21 protein-coding genes, 1 rRNA gene and 1 riboswitch (1 of these 23 running past the window's edge) are annotated in these 26,351 nt (G+C 65.0%); of the genes, 11 read left to right on the top strand and 11 right to left on the bottom strand.

Going from position 1 to position 26,351, the window contains the following annotated elements; all coding sequences use genetic code 11:
• Positions 1-39: 39 nt before the first annotated feature.
• Entirely contained in the window at positions 40-414 is a 375-nt protein-coding gene (locus N2604_RS37350) for a response regulator (RefSeq protein ID WP_260372906.1), read from the bottom strand.
• A 36-nt stretch (positions 415-450) separates the two neighbouring features.
• Positions 451-1,332 (bottom strand): MJ0042-type zinc finger domain-containing protein, encoded by an 882-nt coding sequence (locus N2604_RS37345; RefSeq protein WP_260372905.1) that lies wholly within the window; start codon positions 1,330-1,332, stop codon positions 451-453.
• Positions 1,333-1,524: 192 nt separating this feature from the next.
• On the opposite strand from N2604_RS37345, the gene ftsE reads away from it, so the two are divergent.
• From ftsE to N2604_RS37325, 4 genes are all read left to right on the top strand, one after another.
• Complete coding sequence (gene ftsE, locus N2604_RS37340) at positions 1,525-2,184, top strand: cell division ATP-binding protein FtsE (RefSeq protein WP_057028593.1); 660 nt, start codon at positions 1,525-1,527, stop codon at positions 2,182-2,184.
• The gene (locus N2604_RS37335) at positions 2,177-3,145 is read left to right on the top strand and encodes an ABC transporter permease (RefSeq protein WP_260372904.1); all 969 of its coding nucleotides are present in this window, start codon (positions 2,177-2,179) and stop codon (positions 3,143-3,145) included. The genes ftsE and N2604_RS37335 overlap by 8 nt, the downstream gene beginning before the upstream one ends.
• Before the next feature lie 271 nt (positions 3,146-3,416).
• Entirely contained in the window at positions 3,417-4,121 is a 705-nt protein-coding gene (locus tag N2604_RS37330) for a YdcF family protein (RefSeq protein ID WP_260372903.1), read from the top strand.
• A gap of 11 nt (positions 4,122-4,132) precedes the next feature.
• Positions 4,133-4,903, top strand: coding sequence for a 1-acyl-sn-glycerol-3-phosphate acyltransferase (locus N2604_RS37325; protein ID WP_260372902.1), 771 nt, complete (start codon positions 4,133-4,135; stop codon positions 4,901-4,903).
• On the opposite strand, the gene N2604_RS37320 is transcribed toward N2604_RS37325, so the two are convergent.
• On the bottom strand, positions 4,900-5,511 hold the full coding sequence (locus N2604_RS37320; RefSeq protein WP_260372901.1) for a gamma-glutamylcyclotransferase: 612 nt from the start codon (positions 5,509-5,511) through the stop codon (positions 4,900-4,902). The genes N2604_RS37325 and N2604_RS37320 overlap by 4 nt on opposite strands.
• Positions 5,512-5,621: 110 nt before the next feature.
• On the opposite strand from N2604_RS37320, the gene N2604_RS37315 reads away from it, so the two are divergent.
• Entirely contained in the window at positions 5,622-6,806 is a 1,185-nt protein-coding gene (locus N2604_RS37315) for a DUF2125 domain-containing protein (RefSeq protein ID WP_260372900.1), read from the top strand.
• Positions 6,807-6,922: 116 nt separating this feature from the next.
• Here the strand turns inward: N2604_RS37315 and N2604_RS37310 are convergent, their stop codons facing one another.
• From N2604_RS37310 to N2604_RS37300, 3 genes are read right to left on the bottom strand one after another with little or no spacing between them, the layout of a single operon-like run.
• On the bottom strand, positions 6,923-7,858 hold the full coding sequence (locus N2604_RS37310; RefSeq protein ID WP_260372899.1) for a prephenate/arogenate dehydrogenase family protein: 936 nt from the start codon (positions 7,856-7,858) through the stop codon (positions 6,923-6,925).
• Positions 7,855-8,952, bottom strand: coding sequence for a histidinol-phosphate transaminase (hisC, locus tag N2604_RS37305; RefSeq protein ID WP_260372898.1), 1,098 nt, complete (start codon positions 8,950-8,952; stop codon positions 7,855-7,857). Before hisC ends, N2604_RS37310 begins: the two co-directional genes overlap by 4 nt.
• A 33-nt stretch (positions 8,953-8,985) precedes the next feature.
• Positions 8,986-9,834 carry a chorismate mutase gene (locus N2604_RS37300; protein WP_260372897.1) on the bottom strand — a complete coding sequence of 283 codons (849 nt, stop codon included), beginning with the start codon at positions 9,832-9,834 and terminating at the stop codon, positions 8,986-8,988.
• A 156-nt stretch (positions 9,835-9,990) separates the two neighbouring features.
• Positions 9,991-10,070: riboswitch (SAM riboswitch) on the top strand.
• Positions 10,071-10,164: 94 nt separating this feature from the next.
• Here N2604_RS37300 and N2604_RS37295 point away from each other — a divergent pair.
• Together N2604_RS37295 and metW are read left to right on the top strand one after the other, a co-directional pair.
• Positions 10,165-11,367, top strand: a complete 1,203-nt coding sequence (locus N2604_RS37295) for a homoserine O-acetyltransferase (protein WP_260376386.1) — start codon at positions 10,165-10,167, stop codon at positions 11,365-11,367.
• Positions 11,368-11,369: 2 nt separating this feature from the next.
• Entirely contained in the window at positions 11,370-12,032 is a 663-nt protein-coding gene (metW, locus tag N2604_RS37290; protein WP_260372896.1) for a methionine biosynthesis protein MetW, read from the top strand.
• A 121-nt stretch (positions 12,033-12,153) separates the two neighbouring features.
• Here metW and N2604_RS37285 read toward each other — a convergent pair whose 3' ends face one another.
• A complete protein-coding gene (locus tag N2604_RS37285) occupies positions 12,154-13,017 on the bottom strand; it encodes an alpha/beta fold hydrolase (RefSeq protein WP_260372895.1) in 864 nt (287 codons plus the stop codon).
• 214 nt (positions 13,018-13,231) lie between these two features.
• On the opposite strand from N2604_RS37285, the gene N2604_RS37280 reads away from it, so the two are divergent.
• Together N2604_RS37280 and ltrA are read left to right on the top strand one after the other, a co-directional pair.
• On the top strand, positions 13,232-13,891 hold the full coding sequence (locus N2604_RS37280; RefSeq protein ID WP_260372894.1) for a TIGR02594 family protein: 660 nt from the start codon (positions 13,232-13,234) through the stop codon (positions 13,889-13,891).
• 432 nt (positions 13,892-14,323) lie between these two features.
• Positions 14,324-15,856, top strand: a complete 1,533-nt coding sequence (ltrA, locus tag N2604_RS37275; RefSeq protein ID WP_409241725.1) for a group II intron reverse transcriptase/maturase — start codon at positions 14,324-14,326, stop codon at positions 15,854-15,856.
• A 58-nt stretch (positions 15,857-15,914) separates the two neighbouring features.
• Here the strand turns inward: ltrA and N2604_RS37270 are convergent, their stop codons facing one another.
• Positions 15,915-16,703 (bottom strand): MOSC domain-containing protein, encoded by a 789-nt coding sequence (locus N2604_RS37270; protein WP_260372893.1) that lies wholly within the window; start codon positions 16,701-16,703, stop codon positions 15,915-15,917.
• A 241-nt stretch (positions 16,704-16,944) separates the two neighbouring features.
• Between N2604_RS37270 and clpB the strand changes: the two genes are divergently transcribed.
• Positions 16,945-19,596 (top strand): ATP-dependent chaperone ClpB, encoded by a 2,652-nt coding sequence (gene clpB, locus N2604_RS37265; RefSeq protein ID WP_260372892.1) that lies wholly within the window; start codon positions 16,945-16,947, stop codon positions 19,594-19,596.
• 77 nt (positions 19,597-19,673) lie between these two features.
• On the opposite strand, the gene N2604_RS37260 is transcribed toward clpB, so the two are convergent.
• From N2604_RS37260 to N2604_RS37250, 3 genes are all read right to left on the bottom strand, one after another.
• Complete coding sequence (locus N2604_RS37260) at positions 19,674-19,937, bottom strand: hypothetical protein (RefSeq protein WP_035996955.1); 264 nt, start codon at positions 19,935-19,937, stop codon at positions 19,674-19,676.
• A gap of 84 nt (positions 19,938-20,021) precedes the next feature.
• Positions 20,022-21,641, bottom strand: coding sequence for a hypothetical protein (locus N2604_RS37255; RefSeq protein ID WP_260372891.1), 1,620 nt, complete (start codon positions 21,639-21,641; stop codon positions 20,022-20,024).
• 144 nt (positions 21,642-21,785) lie between these two features.
• Positions 21,786-23,849, bottom strand: coding sequence for a M23 family metallopeptidase (locus N2604_RS37250; protein WP_260372890.1), 2,064 nt, complete (start codon positions 23,847-23,849; stop codon positions 21,786-21,788).
• Between the two features lie 1,125 nt (positions 23,850-24,974).
• On the opposite strand from N2604_RS37250, the gene N2604_RS37245 reads away from it, so the two are divergent.
• Positions 24,975-26,351: ribosomal RNA gene (locus N2604_RS37245) — 16S ribosomal RNA — on the top strand (it continues 112 nt past the right edge of the window).

Genomic DNA, 26,351 nt, shown 5'->3' with positions numbered 1-26,351 from the left:
CGCCAGTCGTTCAACGGCGAAGCGGCAGTTGTTGGGACGCTAACCCTTCTTTGCTGCCAGCGCATCGGCAACCGCCGTGCGGATATCCGCGACCGAGAACGGCTTGGTCACGACATCATGCACCAGCGCGTTCAGGTTCGAGGCGCGCTCGCGCTGGTCGGCAAAGCCGGTCATCAGCAAGATGGTCAGGTCAGGGAAATCGCGCGCGGCGGAGAGCGCCAGCGCGATGCCGTCCATCACTGGCATCTGGATGTCGGTGAGCAACAGGTCGAAGGCGCCATCCTCGCGAGTCAGGATCTCTAGCGCCTCGGCACCGTCCTGGGCGGTGACGGTCTCGTGGCCGTCCAGGGCGATGGCGCGCGCGACCAGCGTGCGCATCGAATCCTCGTCGTCGGCGATCAAGATTTTCGGCATGAGACCAACCTTGGATAAACGCCCTCGCGGGGGCGATTATACGCTGCCGCCGGCAATGTCGCGCCGGTTGAAGAAGCGAACGTCGATGTTGCGGCCCTCCGGCGGCGGCGAGGCCAGGCGCGAGCGGAAGAAGGCGCGCTCGCCGGGCCGCAGCACGGTCTGCTCCAGCACCGCGTTCCAGGCATAGATCTCCGCGCCTTGGGCGTCGCGCACGGCAAAGCGCAGCCGCGGAATGTCGAGCGGCTTCTTGCCCTCGCCGACGATCACGCCCTCGATCACCAGCACCTGCTTACCGTCCACTGTCTCGCTGGAGAGCTTGACGTCCTTGAAGGCGAGGCCCCGCAGGTTCACCTCGAGCCCGACCATCTGGTAGAACGCCGCCGTCTGCGGCAGCAGCCGCACCACGTCGCCCCGCCAGATCACCAGTGCCACGACCAGCGCGCCCATCGCGGTGCAGGCGGTCGGCAGGCCAAGATAGGATTTGCGAGGAGCTGCTGCGGTGACGACCGAGCGGCTCACCCGCGCACCGCGGCGGCGGAACAGGCCGCGGAACCAGGACTGGTGCTGCGCGCCGGCGACGTCCTCTTCCGCCTGCCGGGCCGCTGCTGACCACTCGTCCTCGGTTTCGCCGGCCTGCTCATCCGGCCAGTCGCTGGCGATCGATGGACTATCGACGACGGGCGTATCAGTGGCGCCGTCGTCCTTGGCATAGGAGTTCCATTGCTCGGCGAGATCGGACTGATCGTCGGCTCGGCTGGCCGCGGCCATGGCCGGAACGGATGCCTCCTCGATGGCGTCCTCGGCATGGGCGATCCAGGTCTCCTTGCAGCGGGAGCAGCGGACCGCCCGCCCGTTCGCCCCAAGGCTCGCGAGCTTGATGGCGTAGGATGTCATACAATGGGGGCAGACGATATGCATGGACGAGCCTTGATGCATGAACGAAGGTCTTGGACTGGACTTGACGATGCCACGATCGCGGAGAACCGGGCGCCCTTCATGCTACAGGGCGACCGTTAACGAACCGGAAACCATAACGGCGGCAAAACCCGTTGATCTCATATGGCGCAGCGCCGCAATGCGGCCCGCGCCCCCTCTCGAACGGAGCTGAGCTTGGTTCGGTTCGAAAATGTCGGATTGCGCTACGGTCTGGGGCCGGAGATTCTGCGCGACCTGACCTTCCAGATTCCCGCGCATTCCTTCCAGTTTCTCACCGGACCGTCCGGTGCCGGCAAGACGTCCCTGCTGCGCCTGTTGTTCCTTTCGCATCGGCCGACGCGGGGCCTCGTCAACCTGTTCGGCCACGACATCTCGCAGCTCGGCAAGGACGAGATCGCGGATCTGCGCAAGCGCATCGGCATCGTGCTCCAGGATTTCCGCCTGCTTGACCACATGACGACCTATGAGAACGTCGCGCTGCCGTTCCGCGTCATGGGCCGCAGCGAGTCGAGCTACCGCAAGGAGGTGATCGACCTGTTGCGCTGGGTCGGCCTCGGCGACCGCATGGACGCGCTGCCGCCGATCCTGTCGGGCGGCGAGAAGCAGCGCGCGGCGATCGCGCGCGCCGTGATCTCGCGGCCGCAGCTGCTGCTCGCGGACGAGCCGACCGGCAGCGTCGATCCGACGCTCGGTCGCCGCCTGCTGCGGCTCTTCATCGAGCTCAACAAATCAGGCACCGCCGTCATCATCGCCACCCACGACATTGGGCTGATGGACCAGTACGAAGCCCGGCGGCTGGTGCTGCACCAGGGACGGCTGCACGTCTATGAGTAGGATGGACGAGCGCGGCGTGCTGGTCGATCTCGGACAGGAACGTCCGCAGCTTCCGGCCAAGGCGCGCAACATGTCGCCGATCGTGCCGCGCGCCTCGATCCACGGCAGAGCGCTGGTTGCGGTGGTCGCCATCATGACGTTCCTCGCCTCGATGGCCACGGGCACGGTGCTGCTTGTGAGTGCCTCTGCCGCCGAATGGCAGTCGGATGTCGCGAGCGAAATCACCATCCAGGTTCGTCCGCAGGCCGGCCGCGATCTCGAGCGCGACACCGCAGCCGTGGCGGAGGCGATGCGCGCGCAAGGGGGCATCGTCGAGGTCAAGCCGTTCACCAGGGAGGAGAGCGGCAAGCTGCTCGAGCCTTGGCTCGGCACCGGCCTGTCGATGGACGATCTGCCGGTGCCGCGCGTGATCATCGCGCGCGTGCAGCCGGGCACCCCGCTCGATCTCGGCGCCTTGCGCGCGCGCGTCAGCCAAGTCGCGCCGGGCGCCAGCGTCGATGATCACCGCGCCTGGATCGAGCGCATGCGCTTGATGACGAACGCCACCGTGCTGGCCGGCCTCGGCATCCTCGCGCTCGTCATCGTTGCAACCATCATCTCGGTGTCGTTCGCGACCCGCGGCGCCATGGCGGCGAACCGTCCGATCGTCGAGGTCCTGCATTTCGTCGGCGCCGGCGACCGCTATATTGCCAACCACTTCCTGCGTCATTTCCTCAGGCTGGGTCTGGAGGGCGGCGTGATCGGCGGCGGTGCCGCCATGCTGATGTTCGGTTTTTCCGAATCAATCGCAGGCTGGTTTTCCGGGACTCCCGTCGGCGACCAGTTCGCCGCGCTGCTCGGCACCTTCTCGCTGCGCCCGTCCGGCTACATCGTGCTCGCGGTCCAGGCCGTGCTGATCGGCGGCATCACCGCGGTCGCCTCGCGCCAGACGCTGTTCGCGACGTTGAATGATGTCGATTGAGTGTACTGTGATTGAGTTGGACGAAATACCCGCTACGGACTCGCTGCCTTTCCTTCTCCCCTTGTGGGAGAAGGTGGCGCGAAGCGCCGGATGAGGGGTCTCTATCCGTGCGCACGGACGTCGAGGCGAATGCGCGGAGAGAGACCCCTCACCCGTCTCGCCGCTTCGCGGCGAGCCACCCTCTCCCACAAGGGGAGAGGGTGAAGAAACCGGACTCCACTTCGCCTCAAAACGTCATAAAATCACGTTGGGAAGGGATCACCGACATCGCATGACCTCGCCGACCGACGATCGATCGCCGAAACTGCCGCGCGGCTGGCTGCGCGCGACAATCGTGTCGACGATCGCGCTCGCCTTCGTCGGCGCGGCGGCGGGGTTCGTTGCATTCCTGTCGCAATTGCGCGGCGCCGAGACGGTGCCGGACCGCAAGGCGGATGGCATCGTGGTGCTGACCGGCGGCTCCTCGCGGGTATCGGACGCGATGGAGCTGCTGGCTGCCGGCTACGGCAGGCGGCTCCTGATTTCCGGCGTGCATCCGACCTCGACGGCGAGCGACATCTCCCGCACCTTGCCGGAGAACCAGTCCTTCATGACCTGCTGCGTCGACCTCGACCGCACGGCGCTTTCGACCCGCGGCAACGCGGCGGAGGCGCGGCGCTGGGCCGAGGGGCGCCGATTTGCGTCTCTGATCGTGGTCACCTCGAACTATCACATGCCGCGCGCGCTGGTGGAATTCTCGCATGCGATGCCACGGACGACGCTGATCCCGTTCGCGGTGGTCGGCGAAAAATGGCGCGAGGAGCCGTGGTGGACCTCGGGCTCGACGCTGCGGCTGCTTTTGTCCGAATACGTCAAGTACATTGCGGCCGAGCTCAGGGTGCGGCTGGAGGATTTCGGGATTGACCTTTGGCCCGAGATGTCGGAGCAGCCTGCAGGCCAGCAACCGAAGCGGCCCGCCACCGCACAGGCCAATTGATCGGACCATCGATGTTTCTGATTTTCCTGCGCTCGCTCGTGTTCAACGTGCTGTTCTATGCCGTGCTGGTCTTTCTCGCGATCGTTGCGCTGCCGACCTTTGCACTGCCGCCGCGCGCCATGCTCACCGTGGCGGAATGGTGGGCCAAGGCGACGCTCGTCCTGATGCGGGTGGTCTGCAACATCAAGGTGGAATTCCGCGGGGTGGAGAAGATCCCGACAGGACCGCTGCTGATCGTGGCCAAGCATCAGTCGTTCTGGGAGACCTTCGTGCTGCCGGGTTTCTTCAACCGGCCGATCTTCATCCTCAAGCGCCAGCTGATGCAGATCCCGGTGTTCGGCCAGTTCCTGGTCAAGACCGGGATGATCGGGATCGACCGCAATGCCGGCGTGAAGGCGCTGCTCGAGATGACGCGCCGCGCGCGCGAGGCGGTGCGCGGTGGAAAACAGCTCGTGATCTTTCCGGAAGGCACGCGCCGCGCGCCGGGCGCGCCGCCCGACTACAAGACCGGCTTTGCGCAGATCTATTCCTCCTGCGGCGTGCCGTGCCTGCCGATCGCGCTCAATTCCGGCCTGTTCTGGCCGCGCCGCACCTTCATGCGCTATCCCGGTACGTTGGTGGTGGAGTTTCTCGAGCCGTTGCCGCCGGGTCTGCCGAAGGACGAGTTTCTCGCGCGCGTGCAAGCGGCGATCGAGGACGCCACCGCTCGCCTCGTCGAGGCGGGGCGGAAAGAGCAGGAGCAGTTGATCGGCTCGGCGCCGAGCTACGCGCCGAGCGGCTAGCGGCTTTCCCGATCCTGGTCCCGAGCCCCCGCGTGCAGCGAGTGCGCATCACCATGCAGCATCAATGCAAGCTGATGCAGCTGGGTGTCGCGAAAACCTTCGGCTTCGATCGCCTTGACCGTCGCGGTGACGTAGTCGCGATTGGCGCCGGACTGGCCGTGGCCCTGGACGACGTGGCGGTGCTGCTCGGCCAGCGAGAGGCGGCCGGCATATTGCGCATGGCCGCGGTCGACGACGTAGGCGAGCGCGGAGACGCGCTGGCGCGCATCGTTCTCCAGCCACACCGAGCGCACCACCTCGCGATAGACCGAGGTGACCTGCTCGCGTGCGCGCAAGTATGCGACCACCTCGGCACGGTTCTTCTCGGCGACACGGAAGGCGATGCCGCGGCAGGCGCCGCCCCGGTCGAGCCCGAGCACCAGGCCTGGCTTCTCCGGCGTGCCGCGATGCACGAAGGAATAGACGCAGAGCGCGCGATGCTCGCCGACCAGCCGCGCCGGGACGCGCTCCTCGAAGTCGAAGCCCGGCCGCCACATCAGCGAGCCGTAGCCGAACACCCAGAGGTCGCCCGTGGCTGTGCTGACGGAGGGGAGGGTGATTTCCGACATTTCGGGCACGGCTACCAGAACCCTGCGCCCAAGCGAAGCGATTTCTGCGTCTTTCGTCGCAGGCCGGCCCCGCTTACATTTGCCTGAATCTGGCGTCAAAGGGTCGCCGCATGTCCAATATGACCGTTGCCACAGGCCGCCGCTCCCGCTGGGGCCTTTTCATCGCCCCCGTTCTCCTCCTGGTCCTTGCCGTCGCCTGGAGCTGCTTCTGGTTCTACGCGGCGTCGCAGGCCGAAATCGCCGCCGACGCCTGGCGGGCGCAGGAGGCCAAGGCCGGCCGCGTCTATGATTGTACCAAGCGCTCGATCGCCGGCTTTCCGTTCCGCTTCGAGGTCCAGTGCTCCGGCGCCAGCGTCGCCCTGGTCTCGCAGAATGCGAGCAAGACGCCGTTCACGGCCAAGCTCGACAACATCCTGGTCGTGGCCCAGGTCTACGACCCCAAGCGCATCATCGCCGAATTCTCCGCGCCCGCGACGCTGATCGACGGCGTCACGCAAAACACCTTCACGGTGAATTGGAGCAAGGGCCGCGCCAGCGTGGCGGGCCTGCCGGCGGTGCCGGACCGCGCTTCGATCGTGTTCGACGAGCCCAGCCTCAACCGTCTCGATGGCAGCGTGCAGGTGCCGCTTGCGCGCGCCAAGCAGATCGAGCTGCATGGCCGTCTCGCCGACGGATCAGCGTCGGATCATCCCGTGATCGAGACCGTGCTCCATGTCGCGCAGGGCAGCATCCAGGGCGTGCATCCGCTGCTCGCCGAGCCGTTCGAGGCGGACACCCGCGCCAAGATCACCGGCCTCTCCGACCTCACGCCCAAACCGTGGCCGCAGCGCTTCCGCGAGATCCAGGCCGCCGGCGGGCACATCGAGATCGTGCAGTCGCGCATCCAGCAGGGCGAGACGATCGCGGTTGCGGCCGGCACGCTCGCCCTGTCGCCCAACGGCCGGCTCGACGGCGAATTGCAGATGACGGTGACCGGCCTCGAGCGCGTGATCCCGGCGCTCGGCATCGAGAAGATGCTGGAGGAGGGGGTGCCGCAGGCAACGCTCGACCGCCTCGCGCCGGGCGTGAAGTCGCAGGACCTGAACAATCTGTTCGGCGCGCTCGATCGCGCCGTGCCCGGTCTCGGCAAGGTCATCAAGCAGAACGCCAATGCCGGCGTTGCCGCCGGCATCAATTCGATCGGCACCGAGAGCACGCTGGAAGGCAAGAAGGCGCGGAGTTTCCCGCTGAAATTCGTCGACGGCGCCGTGCTGCTCGGCCCGGTCAAGGTCGGCCAGATCCCGCCGCTGTATTGAGCTGCCGTCATTCCGGGGCACGCGTAGCGTGAACCCGGAATCTCGCGCTACAATCTCGGGATTCCGGGTTCGACGCTGCGCGTCGCCCCGGAATGACGGAAGATGAGGAGGCGCCCCTACGGCTTCTTCAGCGCCGCGTGCGGCCGGCCGAAATCGGGCGCGGCCGAATCCTGGCCGATCTCGACGATGCCGCGGCGGATGGCGCGGGTGCGGGTGAAGTGGTCGAACAGCGCTTCCCCGTCGCCGCGGCGGATCGCGCGGGTGAGTTTTGCCAGATCCTCGGTGAAGGTGCCGAGCATCTCCAGCACGGCCTCCTTGTTGGCGAGGAACACGTCGCGCCACATCGTCGGATCCGAGGCCGCGATCCGGGTGAAATCGCGAAAACCGCCGGCGGAGAATTTGATCACCTCGGATTCCGTCACCTGCGCCAATTCGTCGGCGGTGCCGACGATGGTGTAGGCGATCAGATGCGGCAGGTGGCTGGTGATGGCGAGCACGAGGTCATGATGATCGGGCGTCATCACCTCGACCTTGGCGCCCATCGCCGCCCAGAACGCGCGCAGGCGGTCGGTCGCCGCTGCATCGACGCCGTCAGGCGGGGTCAGGATACACCAGCGGTTGATGAAGAGCTCGGCAAAGCCGGAATCCGGGCCGGAATGCTCGGTGCCCGCCACCGGATGCGCCGGCACGAAATGAATGCCGCTCGGCAGATGCGGCGCCATGTCCCTGACCACCGCGCCCTTGACCGAGCCGACGTCGGAGACGATCGCCCCCGGCTTCAGATGCGGCGCGATCTCCTGCGCCACGGGTCCGCAGGCGCCGACGGGAATGCAGAGGATGACGAGATCGGCATCCTTCACGGCCTCCGCATTGGTCGCCACGACCTGATCGACGATGCCGAGCTCGGCGACGCGTGCGCGCGTCTTCTCGGAGCGTGCGGTGGTGACGATTTCACCGGCCAGCCCCTGGAGTTTCGCAGCGCGCGCGATCGAGCCGCCGATCAGGCCGAAGCCGATCAGCGCAACGCGCTGGAAGTGCGCCTGCGCACTCATTTGCCGCCCATGAAGTCGCGCAAGCCTTCGACGACGAGGCGGTTGGCCTCCTCGGTGCCGATGGTCATGCGCAGCGCATGCGGCAGGCCGTAGTTCTTCAAGCCGCGCAGCACGAGTCCCCGCTTGGTCAGGAAGGCGTCGGCGTCGTCAGCGGTCTTGCCTTTGTCCGTCGGGAAATGGATCAGCACGAAATTGGCGACGCTCGGCGTCACCTTCAGCCCGAGCTTGCCGATCTCCTCGGTGAGCCAGTTGCGCCAGGTTTCGGTGAACTGCTTCGACATCGCCTGATGCGCGGTGTCCTCGATTGCGGCGACCGCGGCATACATCGCAGGCGTCGACACGTTGAAGGGACCGCGGATGCGGTTGACCGCGTCGATGATGTGCTCGGGCCCGAACATCCAGCCGATGCGCAGCGCGGCGAGGCCATGGATCTTCGAGAAGGTGTGCGTCACCACCGTGTTCTCGGTGGTGGCGACGAGCTCGATCCCCATCTCGTAGTCGTTGCGCGAGACGTAGTCGCAATAGGCAGCGTCCAGCACCAAGAGCACGTGCGATGGCAGGCCGGCGCGCAGCCGCTTGACCTCGTCGAACGGCAGATAGGTGCCGGTCGGGTTGTTGGGGTTGGCGAGCCAGACCAGCTTCGTCTTCGGCGTTACGGCCTTCAGGATGGCGTCGACGTCAGCGGTGAGGTTGGTCTCCCGCGCGATGACGTTCCTGGCGCCGACCGCCATGGTCGCGATCGGGTAGACCAGGAAGCCGTGCGTGGTGGAGATCGCCTCGTCGCCATGGCTGAGATAGGTGTGCGCGAGCAGATTGAGGATCTCGTCGGAGCCGGCGCCGCAAATGATGCGGTTGGGATCGAGCCCGAACGAGCGTCCGATCGCCTCGCGCAACACGCGCGAGGTGCCTTCCGGATAGTCCTCCAGATGATCCGCCACGCGCTTGAACGCCTCGATCGCCTTGGGCGAGGGCCCGAACGGCGTCTCGTTGGCCGAGAGCTTGAAAACCTTGCGGCCCGGCTCCGGCACCGGGCTCTTGCCGGGTGTGTAGGGCGCAATATCGAGAATGCCGGGATTCGGCACGGGGCGGGACATCTTGGACTCCGGATAGGCTGGGCTGCTCGCGATTTACGATTTCGGCCCGGTCGGGGGCACCGTATAGCGCGTTGCGTGGCTGCCGACGAGGGCCACGGAGCGCACCGAGGCCCCCGCCTCGATCAGGGCTGCCCTGATCTTGTCGATGCTGGTGGCGCCAGTGACCGAGACCAGCAGCGCCGCGCCATCGAAGGCGGTATCGGGCACCGCCACGATCTCGGCGAGCGGCGACAGCGCGCGGGCGACCTCGGCGTTCCATCCGGAGACGCGCACGCTGAAGGTCTCGACCTCCGTCACCAGGGCACTGTCGGCGACGCGCGAGATCGCGAACACCGGCAATGCGGCAGGATGGTCGGCGCGCTCGATGAAGGGCATCCGCGCGATGATCTTGGGCGCGCCGTCCGCTTCCAGCTCCAGCCACCATGGCGTGCGGCTCGAGGTCGCCGAGACCAGCGCCAGGTCACCCTTGGATTTTGCCACCGCCTCGACCGCGGCCTGCGCGCTGAAATGCGCGACATAAGGCACGGTGAAGCCGAAATGGAAGCGCGCGGAATCGCGCATTGCCGGCTCGCTCACCGAGACATCGGCATGCACGGAGAACGGCGCCTGCACATAAGTGAAGGTCGAGATGATGACGCGCCAGATGCTCTCGACTGTGTCGAGCGGCAGGATGCCGCGATGACGCTGCACGATCTCGCGCATCATGGAAGCCTCGCGCGCGGGGCGGAACGCCGAGCCGACCTCCTGGGTCTGCTTCACCTGGATCAGGCGATCGATGATCTCACCGCGCTGCATGAGGAGCCGATGCATGCCCTCGTCGATCGCATCGATCTCCTTGCGCAGTTCCTGCAGCGATGGTGGCGCGGGCGGACGTTGGGACATGTCTGGTCGTCGATCGTTCCGATGGGGGATGTCCTGATTAGGCAGTCGTGGCGGCGAAAGCAAAGAGAAATGACGTCTCTTTCGGTCGACGCGACAGAGACGAATTGGGCCGATCCGGGCCGCGACTTGACGAAAACCGCCCAGGACGGTAGCTTTTGCCCGTTCCGTGGTCATTTGAGCCGGCCGGCTTGCAGCCACGTTAAAAAACTCGCTAAACAGGCCGGGGACGCTTCCGATCCCGGCCGAACCTATCGTTCAGGCCGGGTTTTTCATGGCCTGATGTCAGCGGCGCGGTCGAGCAGCCAGTCGCAAACGAGGTCGATGTCCGAGATGGGTAGCGTCAAGTCGATACCGAGTCCTGCGATCAGCGCCGACGAGCGGTCGCACGAGGTGGACCATCCAAGCTCGCTGGTTGCGCATTTCGGCACCGAGCAGCCGCTGCGGCTAGATTGCGGCGTCGATCTCTCCCCGTTCCAGATCGCCTACCAGACCTATGGCGAGCTCAATGCCGATCGCTCCAACGCGGTGCTGATCTGCCATGCGCTGACCGGCGATCAGCATGTCGCCAACGTGCATCCCGTCACCGGCAAGCCCGGCTGGTGGGAGACGCTGGTCGGCCCCGGCCGCCCCATCGACCCCAAGCACTACTTCATCATCTGCTCCAACGTGATCGGCGGGTGCATGGGCTCGACCGGGCCGGCCTCGATCAATCCCGCCACAGGCAAGGTCTGGGGCCTGGACTTCCCCGTCATCACCATCCCCGACATGGTGCGCGCGCAGGCCATGCTGATCGACCGGCTCGGCATCGACACGCTGTTCGCCGTCGTCGGCGGCTCGATGGGCGGCATGCAGGTGCTGCAGTGGACTGCGGCCTATCCTGAGCGCGTGTTCTCCGCGCTGGCGATCGCCTGCGCGACGCGGCACTCGGCGCAGAACATCGCCTTCCACGAGCTCGGCCGCCAGGCTGTGATGGCCGACCCCGACTGGCACGGCGGCGGCTATGCCGATCGCGGCATCCATCCGCATCGCGGGCTCGCGGTGGCGCGGATGGCGGCGCACATCACCTATCTCTCGGACGCGGCGCTGCACCGCAAGTTCGGCCGGCGCATGCAGGACCGCGAGCTGCCGACCTTCTCGTTCGACGCCGACTTCCAGGTCGAAAGCTATCTGCGTTACCAGGGCTCGTCCTTCGTCGAGCGCTTCGACGCCAATTCCTATCTATATCTGACGCGCGCGATGGACTATTTCGACATCGCCGCCGACCACGGCGGCGTGCTGGCCAAGGCCTTCGCCGACATCAAGACCCGCTTCTGCGTGGTCTCCTTCACCAGCGACTGGCTGTTCCCGACCTCGGAATCGCGCGCGCTGGTGCACGCGCTGAATGCTTCGAGCGCGCGGGTGTCGTTCGCCGAGATCGAGACCGATCGCGGCCACGACGCCTTCCTGCTCGACGTGCCCGAATTTTTCGACATCTCCCGCGCCTTCCTGCACTCGGCAGGCAAGGCTCGCGGGCTCAGCCTCGAGGACCGCTAGCGATGTCCGTCCAGGAAGTGCTCCCGCTGAACGGCGTTGCCACCGCGTCGTCCGGCCAGTTTCGCGCCGATCATCTGCTGGTCGCCGAGATGGTCAAGCCGGGCTCGAAGGTGCTCGACGTCGGCTGCGGCGACGGCGATCTGCTTCAGCTGCTGGAGACCCGCGGCATCGACGGCCGCGGCATCGAATTGTCGCGCGAGGGCGTCAACCGCTGTGTCGCCAAGGGGCTTGCGGTGGTGCAGGGCGATGCCGATACCGATCTCGTCAATTATCCCGACGATGCCTTCGACTACGTGATCCTGTCGCAGACGCTGCAGGCGACGCGGCAGCCGAAGGTCGTGCTGGAGAACTTGCTGCGCATCGGCCGCCGCGCCATCGTCTCGTTCCCGAATTTCGGGTTCTGGAAGATGCGGCTCCAGCTCCTGATCGGCGGCCACATGCCGCGCACGGAGAATCTGCCGGCGACCTGGTACGACACCGCCAACATCCATTTCTGCACCATCAAGGATTTCGTGCAGCTCTGCGACGAGATCAACGTCAAGATGGAGCGCTCGGTCGCGCTCGATCTCTACGGCCGCCCGGTGCCGCTGAACCTGCCTTGGTGGGTGTGGAACATGTTCGGCGAGCAGGCGGTGTTCTTGCTGAGCCGCGGTGGAGGGAAGTAGTTTCCCGTAGCCCGGATGGAGCGGAGCGCAATCCGGGGCAGGTCGCGCCGCCCTCGAGGTCCCGGATTACGCTTGCGCTCCATCCGGGCTACGAGATGGAGCGTTTGGCGGCGCCTTCGCTCTAATGCGCCGCTAGAGAACGCGGATCCCGCACTGGCCAGCGCCCCGCTTCCACCAGCGTCACGAACCGCTGGACATTCTCGTTGAACAACGCGGGCTCTTCCAGATTGAGCACGTGACCCGACTTCGGAAACATCGCGAGCCCCGCCGCAGGCAGGTGCTTCTTCAGGAACAGGCTCGGCCCGATGCACGGATCGTCCTCGTCGCCGCAGATGATCAGCGCGGGTGTTGCTGCGCCTCTGATCGCGTCCGTCATCGTGTAGATCGAGGGACGGCCGCCCTGGAATCCGCGCATGGTACGCGCCGATCCCTTGGCATCGTGCCGCGCCAGTGCGGCGTAGAAATCGGCGTGACCGCGCGGGTCCTTCACCAGGAACGGAATCCGGCTCGGCGCCTCGCGCGTGACTTTTGCGACCTCGGCGGAGCCCAGCGTCTCGAACTGCTCGGCATTGGCGCGGCATTGCTTGCGCCACGCCTCGAGGTTCTCGAGCTCCGAGCCGGAGCCGATGCCGGCCAGCGTCATCGACAGCGCGCGCTGCGGCGCGTTCAATCCGATCTGCAGCGAGGAATAGGCGCCCATCGACAGGCCGACGAGATGCGCGCGCTCGATGCCGAGATGATCGAGCACGGCGAGCGCGTCGGTGTAGAAATGCGTGTAAGTGTAGACCTCGCCGCCAGGGACGTCCGACGGCGTGTAGCCGCGCGCCGAATAGGTGATGCAGCGATGGCCGCGCGAGAAGTAGCGCATCTGCGGCTCCCAATTGGTGTAGTCGGCCGCGAACTCATGCAGAAAAAGTATCGGCGTTCCCTGGCCCGCCTCCTCGAAATAAATGCGGATGCCGTCCCTGGTCGTGGCGTGGGGCATTAACCGTTTCCCTCTGTTTCAAGCCGTGTTCGAGGATCGCAGTTAATTCTGTTGTCGGCAATGCGGCAGCAGCAGCCGAGCATGGACACAAAATCATCGCAGCTATTCGCCGACGTCGCGTCTTTTTCTCGCCACATCGGGCGGCTTAACGGCCAAACGGATGTCGGCCATTGCACGGGCCGGCGGGAAGTGGGGTGTCAACTAGGGATGAAGAATGGTTGAGTTGTTTGCGTATCGCCTGTCGCGTTGTGTTGTCGCGCTGGCGCTCTTCTTCGCGGCGGTCGCCGCGTTCGTTTCTCCGGCCTCGGCTCGGCCGCATCATCGTCATAGCGCAGAACGGCACGCTGACGTGCACCACGCCAGACATCATTATCATCGCCATCATGCCCGCAGCTCGCGCTTCGAGCGCAGCGCAGCGCAATTGCAGGCGAGCGGTTTCGCCGACACCCAGGCGAGCTACGATCCCAACGCCAACAATGGCGGCATGGCTGGCAACGCGCTTGTCCCAAGCGGCGGCTTCGGTGGCGGATCGGGCCTCGTGTCCGAGGCGCGCCGCTATATCGGCAGCAATCCGACCGGGCGCGGCAGCCTATGGTGCGCGCGCTTCATGAACATGGTGCTGGAGCACACCGGACATCGCGGCACCGGCTCCGACATGGCGAACTCGTTCGCGCGCTACGGCACGCGCATCTCCGGTCCACAGGTCGGCGCCATCGCCGTGATGTCGCGCGGCGGCCGCGGCGGCCATGTCGGCATCATCACCGGCATCGACGCGCAGGGCAATCCGATCATGATCTCCGGCAACAACGGCAACCGCGTCCGCGAAGCCCCGGTCTCGCGTGGCCGGATCTATGCGTATGTGATGCCGAATTGAGCCTCGTCATTGCGAGGAGCTCTTGCGACGAAGCAATCCAGACTGTTTCCGCAAATGCATTCCTGGATTGCTTGTGCGCCAGGAGAAGCTGGCGCGATCCAGCCGGTGGAAGACCGGTCCGGGTAGGCCGTAGCGGGCGCCCGGTAGCGAGTGTTGCGTGGTCGCCGGTGACGGCGGCTGCGAAGCGTACACAGCGATCCTGTGGGGTGGGCTATTGAGCCGCGAAAGACAGAAACTCGCAGAGGCCGAGACGGTAAGCAACGTCGAAGGCAACATGTGCGGTCCCGCTATGCGAGGGACTGACGCTCTGCCGTGGTCGAAGACCCCATCACGCAGGAAGGGATCGTGTCGGAACCTGGGAGGTCCCGCATCTGGCCGATGGCAACAAGCCTCCAAGGTCCGCATCGGGAAGGCGAGGAGCCGAAGCCGATGATGAACAGGTGCGGGAAGTCGGATGCGGCCGTAGTAGCTGGGAAGCCGGCGAACGAAGCGGAGCGATCCGCGGAGGAGCAGGTGGAGCAAAGGGCCGTGACCGAGGGGAATGCGGACCAGCAAAGCACGTCCCGGACGCCGAGCCGGACAAGCGTGACACCTGCGCTGGAACGCATACGGCGAACGGCAAGGGAAAGGAAGAAGGAGAGGTTCACCGCGCTGCTCCACCACATCAATCCCGACCTGCTCGCGGCGGAGTTCTTCGCGCTGAAGAAGCATGCCGCGGCGGGCGCGGACGGGGTGACGTGGCGGGACTATGAGCAAAACCTCAAGGCCAATCTCGAGGACCTGCATGCTCGTATCCACCGGGGCGCGTATCGACCACAGCCGTCGCGGCGGGTCTATATCCCGAAGCCGGACGGACGGCAGCGACCCCTGGCGATTGCGGCCCTTGAGGACAAGATCGTCCAGCGGGCAACGGCCGCTGTGCTCAACGCGATCTATGAGGAAGACTTCCTCGGGTTCTCGTACGGGTTCCGGCCCGGGCGCAGCACGCACGATGCGATGAATGCGCTCATGGTCGGAATCGAGCGCAGAAAGGTGAACTTCATTGTCGACGCCGACATCCGGGCGTTCTTCGACACGGTGGACCAGGAATGGCTGATCCGCTTCGTAGAGCATCGGATCGGCGACCAGCGCATCATCCGCCTGATCCGCAAATGGCTCAAGGCGGGTGTCCTCGAAGAAGGGACGGTCAGGGTCAGCGAGCAGGGGACAGCGCAAGGGGCGGTGATCTCGCCGCTGCTTGCCAACATCTACCTGCACTATGCCCTTGATCTGTGGGCCGAACGCTTCCGACGGCGCGAGGCCACGGGTGACATGATCATCGTGCGATACGCCGACGACTTCATTGTCGGCTTTGAGCATGAGGATGAGGCCCGGCACTTCCTCGAAGAACTGCGCATACGGCTTAAGGAGTTCGCGCTGTCACTGCATCCCGAGAAGACCCGGCTGATCGAGTTCGGACGCCATGCGGAGGACAACCGCCGGCGTCGCGGGCTCGGCAAGCCGGAGACCTTCAGCTTCCTCGGCTTCACCTTCATCTGCGGCCGATCCAGGCAAGGCAAGTTCCAGATCAGGCGCAAGTCTCGCAAGGATCGCATGCGGGCGAAGCTGCAAGCCGTGAAGCAGGGGCTGCAACGGCGCATGCACCAGTCGGTGCTCGAACAGGGCAAATGGCTGCGGCAGGTCGTCACCGGGTACTTCAATTACCATGCGGTGCCGACCAACAGCCGAGCGCTTGCCGCCTTCCGCTACTTCGTCATCGAACACTGGAGGCGAATGCTTCGGCGCCGCAGCCAGACCGACGGCACGACGTGGCAGCGGGTTGCGCGGCTTGCCTCCGACTTGCTCCCCAAGCCACAAATCCTCCATCCTTGGCCCCGAACACGCTTCGCCGTCACTCACCCGAGGTGGGAGCCGTATGCGGGAAAGCCGCACGTACGGATCTGTGCGGGGGGCGCTCAGCAATGAGCGTCCCTACCGCGACCGCTGCGCTCGCAATGACGGAGTATGTTGAGACGGCGTTGGCTCACACCAATCTCGGCTGTTCCACCGCCACCACATCGCCGACGCCGATCTCACCGTCGGCGATCACCTCGGCATAGATGCCGCAGTCCATGTGGCCGAGATGGCGCGAGAGCGTGGGCGGAATTTCGAGATCGCGCTTGGCGGTTTCCGGATCGACATTGGTGGCCGGGCAGCGAACGATGCGCTTGATCACCTTCAACCGGGCCTGCCCGATCGCGAGGGTTTGGCCGACGAGGTCGAGCTCCGACCAGGCCGGCCAGCCTTTCACGTAAAGATTGGCGCGGAAGCGCAGCGGATGCACGGCGACGCCGCCGAGCATGGTCTCGATGGCGCGGACGCTGGCGAGATTGATGATGGAGATGACCTTGCGGGCGACGTCGGAGAAGCTGTGGTCGCGGCCGGACAGCACCTTTGGCGGACCCTTCAACTCGGGCTGGAAGTTTTCGCGGAAATAGGCCTCGATCGCGGCGCGCCCGGCGGCGGTCTCGAGATCGCCGCTGGCGACGATCTGTCCATCCTTGCGGATCGTCAGCACGTTAGTGGCGTCGTCGAACCGGCTGTCGAGCTCGGCCAGCCGCTCATTGCGCGCCAGCATCAGAAACTGGATTTTCGGCTTCCATTCGGGCGCCTCGGGGTCGAACCCGCTCGGGCCGTTCTCGATGGCGTAGCGGCGGTCGGCCGGCAGGGTCTGGCCCACCCGCAAAGGGGCGCGTGACAGGCGCTCCGGCGTCAGGCCCTTGATCGGGTAGCGGTAGAGGCCGGTGATCTCGGCGGTATGGCTGGCTGTCATGCCGCTACTTAAGGGATTCGGCCCGCCACCGCCAAGCCCGCCCACGCGCGCACGAAATTGTGAAGTTGCCTCTTTCGCATCCGCAACCCGCTTCCCACATTTGGCTCAGGCCGGCAGCAACGCCGGCGAAAGACGGCCGTTGTCGCTTGAGAAACCTCAAGGCGGTCAGCGGAAACCCAATGAAGATGCCGTATTGGGGTGCCTGAAGAGGGCCCCAAGGGTAGGCCGAGGGACAGAAAAGATGAACATCGAGAAGTATACCGAACGCTCCAGGGGCTTCATCCAGTCCGCGCAGTCGCTCGCGATGCGCGAGGGGCACCAGCAGTTTTCCACCCTGCACGTCCTGAAAGTCCTCCTGGACGACAATGAGGGGCTCGCCGCCGGTCTGATCGACCGCGCTGGCGGCAATTCCCGCGCAATTCTGAAGGCGACCGAGGACGCCCTCAAAAAGGTGCCGAAGGTCTCCGGCGGCGGTGCCGGGCAGATCTATCTCGCGCCCGAACTGGCCCGCACTTTCGACGCTGCCGAAAAGGCCGGCGAGAAGGCCGGCGACAGCTTCGTCACCGTCGAGCGGCTTTTGCTCGGGCTCACGCTGGAGAAGACCAGCGAGGCCGGCACCATCCTCGCCAAGGGCGGCGTCACCCCGCAAAACCTCAACGCCGCGATCGAGGCGCTGCGCAAGGGCCGAACGGCCGACTCTGCGACCGCCGAGAACGCCTATGACGCGCTGAAGAAATATGCCCGCGACCTCACCCAGGCCGCGCGCGACGGCAAGCTCGATCCGGTCATCGGCCGCGACGAGGAGATCCGCCGTACGATTCAAGTGCTGTCGCGAAGGACCAAGAACAATCCCGTCCTGATCGGCGAGCCCGGCGTCGGCAAGACCGCCATCGCCGAAGGCCTCGCGCTGCGCATCGTCAACGGCGACGTGCCGGAGAGCCTGAAGGACAAGAAGCTGCTCGCGCTCGACCTCGGCGCACTGATCGCAGGCGCGAAGTATCGCGGCGAGTTCGAGGAGCGGCTGAAGGCGGTGCTGCAGGAAGTGACCGGGAGCGAGGGCACCTTCATCCTGTTCATCGACGAGATGCACACGCTGATCGGCGCCGGCAAGGGCGACGGCGCGATGGACGCCTCCAACCTGCTCAAGCCCGCGCTCGCGCGCGGCGAGCTGCACTGCATCGGCGCGACCACGCTCGACGAATATCAGAAGCACGTCGAGAAGGATGCCGCGCTGGCGCGGCGCTTCCAGCCGATCTTCGTCAGCGAGCCCTCGGTCGAGGACACCATCTCGATCCTGCGCGGGCTGAAGGACAAGTACGAGCAGCACCACGGCGTGCGGATCACCGATTCCGCACTGGTGGCGTCTGCAACCCTGTCCAACCGCTACATCACCGACCGTTTCCTGCCCGACAAGGCGATCGACCTCATGGACGAGGCCGCGGCGCGGCTGAAGATGCAGGTCGATTCCAAGCCGGAAGAGCTGGATTCGCTCGATCGCGAGATCATCCGGCTCAAGATCGAGCAGGAGGCGCTGAAGAAGGAAAGCGATCCCGGCTCCAAGACCCGGCTCCAGACGCTGGAGAAGGACCTCGCCGAGCTCGAGGAGAAGTCGGCGGCGCTGACGGCGCGCTGGAGCGCGGAGAAGAGCAAGCTCTCCGACGCTCAGAAGCTGAAGGCCGAGCTCGACGCACTTCGTGTCGAGCTCGCCAACGCGCAGCGTCGCGGCGAATTCCAGAAGGCCGGCGAGCTGGCCTATGGACGGATCCCGCAGCTCGAGAAGCAGCTCGCGGATATCGAGGCCAAGGATAATACAATGCAGAACGCCGGCGAGATGATGGAGGAGGCGGTCACCGCCAACCACATTGCGCAGGTGGTCTCGCGCTGGACCGGCGTGCCCGTCGACAAGATGCTGGAAGGCGAGAAGGAGAAGCTCCTGAAGATGGAGGAGCAGCTCGGCAAGCGCGTCGTCGGCCAGGCCGAAGCCGTGCGTGCGGTCGCAACCGCCGTGCGCCGCTCGCGCGCCGGCCTGCAGGACCCGAACCGGCCGACCGGCTCGTTCATGTTCCTGGGCCCCACCGGCGTCGGCAAGACCGAGCTGACCAAGGCTCTCGCGGAGTACCTGTTCAACGACGAGACCGCGATGGTCCGCCTCGACATGTCCGAATACATGGAGAAGCACTCGGTCTCGCGGCTGATCGGCGCGCCTCCGGGCTATGTCGGCTATGACGAGGGCGGTGCGCTCACCGAGGCGGTGCGGCGCCGGCCTTACCAGGTCGTGCTGTTCGACGAGATCGAGAAGGCGCATCCTGACGTCTTCAACGTCCTGTTGCAGGTGCTCGACGACGGCCGCCTGACCGATGGCCAGGGCCGCACCGTCGACTTCCGCAACACGCTGATCATCATGACCTCCAACCTCGGTTCGGAGTTTCTGGTGAACCAGCCGGAGGGCGAGGACACCTCGGCCGTGCGCGAGCAGGTGATGGGAATGGTGCGGGCGCACTTCCGCCCCGAATTCCTCAACCGCGTCGACGAGATCATCCTGTTCCACCGCCTGCAGCGCAGCGAGATGGGCCGGATCGTCGAGATCCAGTTCGCGCGTCTCCAGAAGCTCCTGACCGATCGCAAGATCGTGCTGAGCCTCGATGCCGCCGGCCGCGACTGGCTCGCCGCCAAGGGCTGGGATCCCGCGTACGGCGCACGGCCGCTGAAGCGGGTAATCCAGCGCTATCTCCAGGACCCGCTCGCCGAGATGATCCTGGCCGGCGACGTCAGGGACGGCGACAATGTCGCGATCTCGTCCGAAGGCAACGTCCTGACCTTCAACGGCAAAGCGCCGCAGACCGCGGAGATCACGCAGTTCGAGGCGCCGGTGGCGAAGCGGAAGTTGAACTGAGCGCCGGTGCTCAGGCCTGAAATGAAATCCGCCCCGGAGAGGTCATCTTCTCCGGGGCGTCTTGTTTTGCTGTCTCGCTAGTTACCGGGCGCCGAGGCGGAGCGCGGCTCGACGCCGTCTTCCTCGTCCTCCTCCAGCTCCGACAATATATCCACCAGCTCGCGCACCCGGCCCTGCGCCAGCGGGCGCAGATCGTTAATCATCGGCTCGTCGTTGGCGAGCCAGGCCTGGGCTTCGGCGAGCTCCTCGGCCGTTGCCCCTGTTCCGATGATCTGGGCAATGGTGACGTCGTCGGCGCGGTCCACGGCCTTGACGACATCATCGCGTGAGAGGCGCGTCATGGGCGATCCTCCTGCTGGGGTCCGTCAGCGTCTAACCGGGGAACCGGCGAGCCGGTTCCCGGGCCAGTCCCGTGGAAGCCACTCCTACTTCTTCACCACCTTGTAGATCGCATTCTCGACATCCGAGCTGACATAGATCGCGCCGCTCTCGCCGACCGCGACGCCGGTGGGGATATGTGTCGGCAAGCCGCCGGGCGCGCCGGTCAGGCCGATCGGGAGATTGGCGGCGATCTCGGTGATCTTGCCGCTCTCCGGTGCGATCTCGATCAGCCGCTTGGCCCCGACCTCCGCCACGATCAGCTGGCCTTCGGGACCTCTTGCGATACCTTCGGGCATCTTCAGCTCCTTGGCGATGACGGTCTTTTCGCCGTTGCTGTCGATCCTCGAGACGAGGCCCGCAAACGCCTCGGTCACGTAGACCTCGTCGGTTTTCCCGCGAACGAGCCCGACCGGGCCTTCGAGCGCGCCGATCAGCGTGGTGCGATCCTTGCCGTGCTCGCCGCTCACCTTGACCAGCGACTTGGTGCCGAGCTCGGCCACCAGGATGCTGCCATCCGCGAGCACGACCGCGTCATGCGGGGCCTTGAAGTCGTGCAGCATGTCGCGCGTCGCGCCGGTCTTGCCGTCGATCACCTGCACGGTGCCGGTGAACCAGCTCGACAGGATCACGTCGTTGCCCTTTGCCGTCGCGCTCATCGGATATTCGAGCGTGACGTCGGCAGCGTGCATGCGCGCCTTCTCGGTGACCTCGCCGGTCACCCCGTCCACCGTGCGATAGGCGAACACATCGGCGACGTGGATCGTGTCCTTGCCGTTCTCCGAGGTGACGCCGATGCCGCCGGGCAGAGCGAGCTTGCCGATGATGATCTGCTTGGCCTGGCCGGTCGCGGGATCGACCTCCTGGATGCCGTTGTCGGCCATGTTGGAGACGTAGATGCGGTCCTTGTCGTCGATGGCGAGATTGTCCAGCGACGGCTTCAGCTGCGCGACCATGGTCTTGGCGCCCGATTTGGGATCGGCCCGGACGAGCTGGCCGAGCGCGGTGTCGACCACGAAGAGGTTGCCCTTGGAATCGAAGTTGACGGCGGCCGGGACCTTGAAGCCGTCGGCGACCACACTCAGCTCGGCCTTGTCGACGTCGACCCTTGCGACCTGGCCCTTGAACCAGAGCGGACCATAGAGCTTGTCGTCCGGACCGAACTCGAAGCCGTTGAGGCCGCCCATCTTCTCCATGATCTGGCGGGGCGGTTTGATGCCTTCGACGTCGATCTCGTAGAGCGCATCGCCGAGGAACACGGTGGTGGCGTAGAGCCTGCCGTCCTTGCGGAAGGCGAGCGAGTTGATGCCGGGCAGGCCGCTCGCGAGCTTCTTGATCGGCCCGTCGCCCTTGCGCGCATAGAGATCGCCGGCGAGGAAGCCGGTCCAAGCCATGGTGCCGTCGGGTGCGAACGCGATGTCGTCGGCCATCCCGACCGGTGCCGGGATTGCAACCTTGGCGCTACCGCCGGCAATGTCGACCTCATAGAGCGCAGCGCCCGCGACGCTGCCGGCAAACAGGCGGCCGGCCTTGTCGACACCGAGCCCGTGCACGCCGTGGAACGCCGAGCCCGGCACCAGCTTGGTGACCTCCCAGCCATCGGCCGATGCGCTCGTTGTGGAGAACAGCGCAGCGACCAGGGCTGCGCAGGCGAGCCTGCTCTTCATGGCGTGACCTCCCATTTTTTGGAAAGTATTCGCCCGTCCTGCGGCTTTGGCAAACGAAACTTGACGTTGTGACGCCGCGAAGCGGCCTCGCTGCGCAGCGTTCTCGTTTGGAATCCTGTTTGAAAATGCCGGCGGGTTGCCGGCTTACCGGTTGGTGACCTGCAGCGGCCCCCCGGTGGCGTCCGACATGCGGGCGATGGCGCCGCCGCGGCCGCTCATCATGCCGTCGAGCCGGTCGCGCTCCTTCTCGAAGCTTGCCAGCATCGGGCCTTCCAGCGAACGGCCGCGCGGCAGCTTCACGCGCATCGGATCGACGAAGCGGCCGTTGACCAGGATCTCGTAATGGACGTGCGGGCCGGTCGACAGGCCGGAGGAGCCGACGAAGCCGATCACCTGGCCCTGCCGCACCTTCTTGCCGACCTCCATGCCCTTGGCGAAGGCCGACATATGGCCGTAGGCCGTCTCGTAGCCGTTGGCGTGCTTGATGCGGATGTACTTGCCGTAGCCGCCCTCGGGGCCTGCCTTTTCGATCACGCCGTTGCCGGAGGCGAAGATCGGCGTGCCGTAGCTGGTGGACCAGTCGACGCCGGTATGCATCTTGACGTAGCCGAGGATCGGGTGGCGGCGACCGCCGAAGCCGGAGCGCATGATGGCGTTGTTGACGGGCTTTCTGACCAGGAACTTCTTCGCGCTCTTGCCGGACTCGTCGTAATAGTCGACGAGGCCGTCGTCGGGGCTCTGGTAGCGGTAGTATTTCTTGGTCTCGCCGCCGACGGTGAGCGAGGCGAACAGCACCTCGTTCTTCTCGCTCGACGTCACGCCCTCGTCCTCGCCCGCGTAGAACACGTCGAAGGAATCTCCAGGCTGCACCTTGCGCTGGAAATCGACGTCGTAGGAGTAGATCTTGATCATGTCGTCGATGACGGGCATCGGGACCTTGTTGCGCATCGCGGTCTCGTAGATGCTCTGGTACAGCCGCACGCCGGAGCCGTCATCGTCATCGTCGTCGTCGCTGCTGGCGTTAGCTGCAGTATCAGTGACGGTGTTCATGCTGGAGACGTCGACGGCGACGTATTTGCCGAGATCGGACAGCGCCGCGATCGCTTCCACCATAGTGTCGTTTGCAACCACGACGCGATAGGGCTGCAGGCGGGCGCCGGGGCTCGCGGGCGCCATCAGGATGCGGAGCTTCTCGCCTTCCTTCAGGCCGCCCTCGCGGCCGCGCGGTCCGAGCGTTGCGGTGATCGCCCTGATCTCGTCGGCATTGGCGCCGAGATCGCGCAGCACCGAAGCGACGCTGTCGCCCTTCTTGACCATGTGGACGCGTTCGCCGTTGGGATTGCCGCCGGTGATCTGCTCCTTGGTCTTGGGCAGCAGCGTGACGTTTTCCGGCACCACGCGCGTCTCGAAGCCGGCATAGGGATCCGACGGCGAGACCTCGGCGGCGTAGGCGGTTCTGATGTCGGAGGGACCGGTTGCGCCGGAGATGTCGGCGGCCGCGTTGGCCAGCGAGGCGTAGCGCACCCCGCCATTGCCGCGCCAATTGGCGGCATCGCGCACCCGCATCAGGATGTCGTCGAGCGCCACCACCGCGGAAATCTTGGCCTTCGGCAGCACCGGCGACAGGTCCTTGGTGACGAAGGACACTTCGGCGTCGGGCTCGACGGCTTCCGGATTGTTGGGATCGTCGGACGCCGTCTTCGGGTCGGAGCCGACATCGGTCAGCAGGCGCTGGGCGTTGAACGGCGGGATCTTCGCCGACAGATCGCTCGTCGTCATCGACAGATTGCCGGCAATCCGCACGAACGGACGCACCCGCATCACGTCACGGTTGCCGACGCGGGCGACCGTCGAAACGCGCATGACGTTGCGCGAGGCGGTGGATTCGCTCGGCGGCGGCAGGCGGTCGCTCTTGTGCAGCGTGGCGGCGCGATCGGCGGCGCCGAATGCTCCGCGCAGCGCGCCTTCGACCCGCTCCGGCACCTTGGCGAAGGTCATCTCGCCGTCGAGAGAAGCGAAAACGGCGCCGCCGATCAGGGCTGCGCCGCAGAGTCCGGTCAAAATTGTCCCGCTGAACCATTGCACCGAGACGCGGCGGCGGTCGATCACGGCGGCTTCAGAACCATCGACGGACAGCGGCGGCTCGTGGCCGAGATCGATGATCCCGGTCTCACGCCCGTAAGTGCCGCGTGACGTCCTGTGGTTCAACCCAAGTCCCCCAACTCAACGACCCAAGATGCCCGGTTTCGAACCTGTCCCCGGCTGCCCTCTTGAACGGGGATCGCCGGAAAAGGCAAGCCGCACAACTGTCCGCGCCCAGAAAGCCCCTTGATGGGGCCGGCCGAAATTACGAACAGCTGGACGGGTAAAGCTCTCTCGATGTCTTTCGAATGCCGAAGGAAGGTCGCGTCATTTGCAAGATCGCCTTCCTCTGACCCCATGAAAATCGCCGGCAGCCCCCACAGGCATCCCCGCGATTCAAGCTTGTCTCTTATCAGAACGCCGCGGGATTGTGGCTCAAGTACGGCGCCAAATATGGAAAAAGTTTACTGAACGCCGGGCCGTAAAAGCCCCGTCCGACCATGGCGGAGCTCGGTCCCGAGTGGGGATAAGGCCCCATCCAGGCGCGGGAGCGAGCGTCTCGCTTGGGGGGCCGTCAGCCCTTGGGACGGCGCGCCTGCCCAGGGTGGTGGGAGCACTGAGGAACGGCCCCGGTGAGGCCGCCGGGAGGGTCCCCAAGGCGCCCTCCGGAGCCCGCCGGCGGGCAAACTTTTTTTCAGATTTTTTCCCGAGTGGGTCCTGTCGTCGCGCTCCTTGCCTCGCTAATAGGTTGGAAACACTCGAATTTTTGTGCTGGTCCACTGTGCGACGATTTGTTGACGATTGGCGTTGACAGGCCGGAAGGTGGGGCCTATAACCCCAACCACTGAGCGCGGCGCCGCCGGGTCACTGACCAAGGCGAGCGAACGCGCCACTGATGCTCCTCACCTTGTTGAGTGACACAACAGCCGACACCAGTCGGTTGGAGTTCATCCATCGTCGGTAAGGGTGTCGGAACCCTTCCTCTCAGGAAGGTTGAGACCTCTCCGGTCTCGGGCTGTTTGACAAGTGAAGATGAAGAAAGAGAAACGTGGACGGCGGAGTCCTTGCGGGTCTCGCTTCTGAAAAGCTTCGGCTTTTCTGATCGAGACCGGACGAAAGACTTCGGCGGTACACGTTTTAAAGGAAACACCATCGTTGCCAGCGATGTGAATCGCGGGCAGCACATCGACTTCGGTCGATAATGGTGGGACCTCGTCAAACGTTGTGATCAGCCGGTTCAAAGTTCAAGTCCAACTTGAGAGTTTGATCCTGGCTCAGAGCGAACGCTGGCGGCAGGCTTAACACATGCAAGTCGAGCGGGCGTAGCAATACGTCAGCGGCAGACGGGTGAGTAACGCGTGGGAACGTACCTTTTGGTTCGGAACAACACAGGGAAACTTGTGCTAATACCGGATAAGCCCTTACGGGGAAAGATTTATCGCCGAAAGATCGGCCCGCGTCTGATTAGCTAGTTGGTGAGGTAATGGCTCACCAAGGCGACGATCAGTAGCTGGTCTGAGAGGATGATCAGCCACATTGGGACTGAGACACGGCCCAAACTCCTACGGGAGGCAGCAGTGGGGAATATTGGACAATGGGGGCAACCCTGATCCAGCCATGCCGCGTGAGTGATGAAGGCCCTAGGGTTGTAAAGCTCTTTTGTGCGGGAAGATAATGACGGTACCGCAAGAATAAGCCCCGGCTAACTTCGTGCCAGCAGCCGCGGTAATACGAAGGGGGCTAGCGTTGCTCGGAATCACTGGGCGTAAAGGGTGCGTAGGCGGGTCTTTAAGTCAGGGGTGAAATCCTGGAGCTCAACTCCAGAACTGCCTTTGATACTGAAGATCTTGAGTCCGGGAGAGGTGAGTGGAACTGCGAGTGTAGAGGTGAAATTCGTAGATATTCGCAAGAACACCAGTGGCGAAGGCGGCTCACTGGCCCGGTACTGACGCTGAGGCACGAAAGCGTGGGGAGCAAACAGGATTAGATACCCTGGTAGTCCACGCCGTAAACGATGAATGCCAGCCGTTAGTGGGTTTACTCACTAGTGGCGCAGCTAACGCTTTAAGCATTCCGCCTGGGGAGTACGGTCGCAAGATTAAAACTCAAAGGAATTGACGGGGGCCCGCACAAGCGGTGGAGCATGTGGTTTAATTCGACGCAACGCGCAGAACCTTACCAGCCCTTGACATGTCCAGGACCGGTCGCAGAGATGTGACCCTCTCTTCGGAGCCTGGAGCACAGGTGCTGCATGGCTGTCGTCAGCTCGTGTCGTGAGATGTTGGGTTAAGTCCCGCAACGAGCGCAACCCCCGTCCTTAGTTGCTACCATTTAGTTGAGCACTCTAAGGAGACTGCCGGTGATAAGCCGCGAGGAAGGTGGGGATGACGTCAAGTCCTCATGGCCCTTACGGGCTGGGCTACACACGTGCTACAATGGCGGTGACAATGGGATGCTAAGGGGCGACCCTTCGCAAATCTCAAAAAGCCGTCTCAGTTCGGATTGGGCTCTGCAACTCGAGCCCATGAAGTTGGAATCGCTAGTAATCGTGGATCAGCACGCCACGGTGAATACGTTCCCGGGCCTTGTACACACCGCCCGTCACACCATGGGAGTTGGTTTTACCTG

Source organism: Bradyrhizobium sp. CB1015 (assembly GCF_025200925.1).
Lineage (GTDB): Bacteria > Pseudomonadota > Alphaproteobacteria > Rhizobiales > Xanthobacteraceae > Bradyrhizobium.
Note: the sequence above shows the minus strand (reverse complement) of the source record. Positions and strands in the feature narration are given on the sequence as shown.